We start from the raw sequence: 2,367 nt of genomic DNA on the forward strand, positions 1-2,367 counted from the left end.
GCCAGCGGCGCCGGGCCTATGGGGAGGTGACAAAGCTCCTCGCCGACGACCTGCCTTATGTGTGGCTGTATTTCCCCAAGGAGTACAAGCTCATCTCCACCCGCGTGCAGGGGTTCGTGCAGGTCCCCGACGGCATGATGCGCTTTCGAGGGGTCATGCTTTCGCCGTGACATCGCCCTGACGCAGCCGTCGCGCGCCACGAGATGTCACTCAGGCGCCGGGGCCGGCCGGAGCGGCCGGGCCAGCTCCAGCGCTGCTCCCGTCCAGACCACGAGTGCGGCGGCGTAGAACACCATCGGTAGTCCCGCGCTGACGACAAGCGCCCCCGCCGCGGGTCCCACGATCCCCGCGAGGTAAAGGGGCAGGTAGACGAGATTGAGCGTCGCCGACCGGCGCTCCGGCGGGACCTCGACGGCCAGAAGACCAAACACCATCGCCCCAACCGACGCGCCGCACGCCGCCGCGAGGGCGCTCGTCGCGGCGAGCCAGGACACGCTCGGAGCGGCGGGGGTCACCGCCAGCGCCAAGCCGGAGCCGAGCAGCGAGGCGATCAGCACGGGGCGGAAGCCGACGCGGTCGCCGATCGCCCCCGCTCCCGGAGAAATGACCCCCCCGACGAGGGCCGCCGTGCCGACGACGAGCGCGATGGCGCTTGCCTGTCCGATCCCGGGGCCGGTCACTCGTCCGACCGCGATCGGGAGGAACGGTCCCGCCATCAGCCGCGCCAGCAGCGCAAACCCGAAGAGTGTGAACAGCCGGCGCGCCGGGGGGTCCGTGAACACGCCTCGCATCGCGCCGTAGGCCAAGGCCAGCATCGATCCCCGCGGAATGACGGTCGGGCGGACCTCCCGCAAGCCCACCGTGAGCATCACGGCGCTCGCCACCGACAGCGCGGAAGACAGCGCGTACACATTCGAGATAGAGGTGTCGAGGTGGTCCAACAGGAGCCCACCCAGCGCCGGGCCCGCGGCAAATCCTATCGGCGTCGTAGCGCCGAAGATCGCAATCGCGGTCCCCAGGCGGCGCCGCGGCGTCACATCCCGGATCGTCGCCAGCATCACGCCGGTATTCCCCAGCTGGAAGCCCACGAGCAGCAGGCTCCCGGCGAGCTCCCAGGGATGGCGGCTCAGGGCGACCAGGCCAAACACCACCGCTTCGACGACCGCGCTGCGGGCGATGACGAGCTTGCGGCTGTACTTGTCGGCCGCCACCCCCCACAGAGGGACCAGGGGAAGCCCGAGGACAAAGATGAGGGCATTGAGGAGCCCCACCCACCGGGGGACCGCCGCCTGGGGCAGCCCCATCGCCTTGAGATCCAGCGGGAGGAACGCGATGATCTGGCTGATGCCGATCGTCTCGATGACTGACGCGATGGAGAACAACGTGAGGACAGTCGTCCAGGACTGTACGACGCCCGCGCTTTCTCGATCCTCTGTCCGCACATCGGGATCAACGCAGGCGACCATCCTGGGCTTCCGCGCCGGCGAGCGCCGGCCTGGCGTGATTTTGTCTGTTGCTGCGATCAGATCAGGGCGGGCACGAGAGGCTGAGGTTCCCGAGCGCGCAGGCCAGCACCGGCATTCCGCCGGTATCCCGGAGCGTCACCGTCCACGCCGTGCCGGCGGCTTCCAGGGTGAGATACCCGAACTGGTGCAGGACCCGGCCCGCGGTCACCTGCGCGCCGGCCACCTGGAGGCCCGGAAGTGGCGTCGTCACAGACGGCGCCAAGAGGGTCCCACCGTTTCCCACCACGATCTGCGGCGCGCGCGGGGTCGTGAAGCTGAGGAACTCGAAAAGGTGAATGTGCCCCGCCAGGACCAGCTTCACCCCAGGCGGCAGCGCGTTCCCGGAGGCGGCCCGCAGCAGCGGGTTGTCGAACGAGAGCCGCTCCTGCCCGTTGGCGGTCTCGACGTGCCTGATCCCCCAAAGCGGGATATGGGTCACGAGCCACGCGTTGGACCCGGTCAGCCGGCGCAGCGCCATAAATTGAGCGGCATAGGGCGCGACGTGCTCCGGATCCACCCGCGCGTCGTCCGCGCGTGAGGAGTCCAGCACGAGCAACTGGAGGCCTCCCAGGGGGATCGCGTATGGTTCGGTGTAATCCAGACATTTCGCCGGCATGGAGCGGGGCTCGAGGAACCGGAACCAAGCATCACCGTCGCGGGCACAACTCTCGTGGTTGCCTCGGACGAAGACCCACGGGGCGGCACTGAGCAGCGGCGCGGCCGGCGCGAAGAAGTCCGCGTTGAAGGTCGCCCAGCGGTACCCCCAGGGATCGCCGAGGCATCCCGCGCTCCCGGGGGGACACTCCGACTCGCGATACAACAGATCCCCCACATGAATGACGAGGTCGGGGTGCCATGCCGC

2 protein-coding genes are annotated in these 2,367 nt (G+C 69.3%); both read right to left on the bottom strand.

All coding sequences use genetic code 11. The features are described 5' to 3' along the window. Positions 1-206: 206 nt before the first annotated feature. Complete coding sequence (locus tag VFP86_09490) at positions 207-1,466, bottom strand: MFS transporter (protein ID HET8999865.1); 1,260 nt, start codon at positions 1,464-1,466, stop codon at positions 207-209. A 61-nt stretch (positions 1,467-1,527) separates the two neighbouring features. Next, positions 1,528-2,367: metallophosphoesterase (locus VFP86_09495; protein HET8999866.1), on the bottom strand; the 840-nt coding region annotated here is incomplete at its 5' end.

Source organism: bacterium (assembly GCA_035703895.1).
Classification (GTDB): domain Bacteria; phylum Sysuimicrobiota; class Sysuimicrobiia; order Sysuimicrobiales; family Segetimicrobiaceae; genus Segetimicrobium.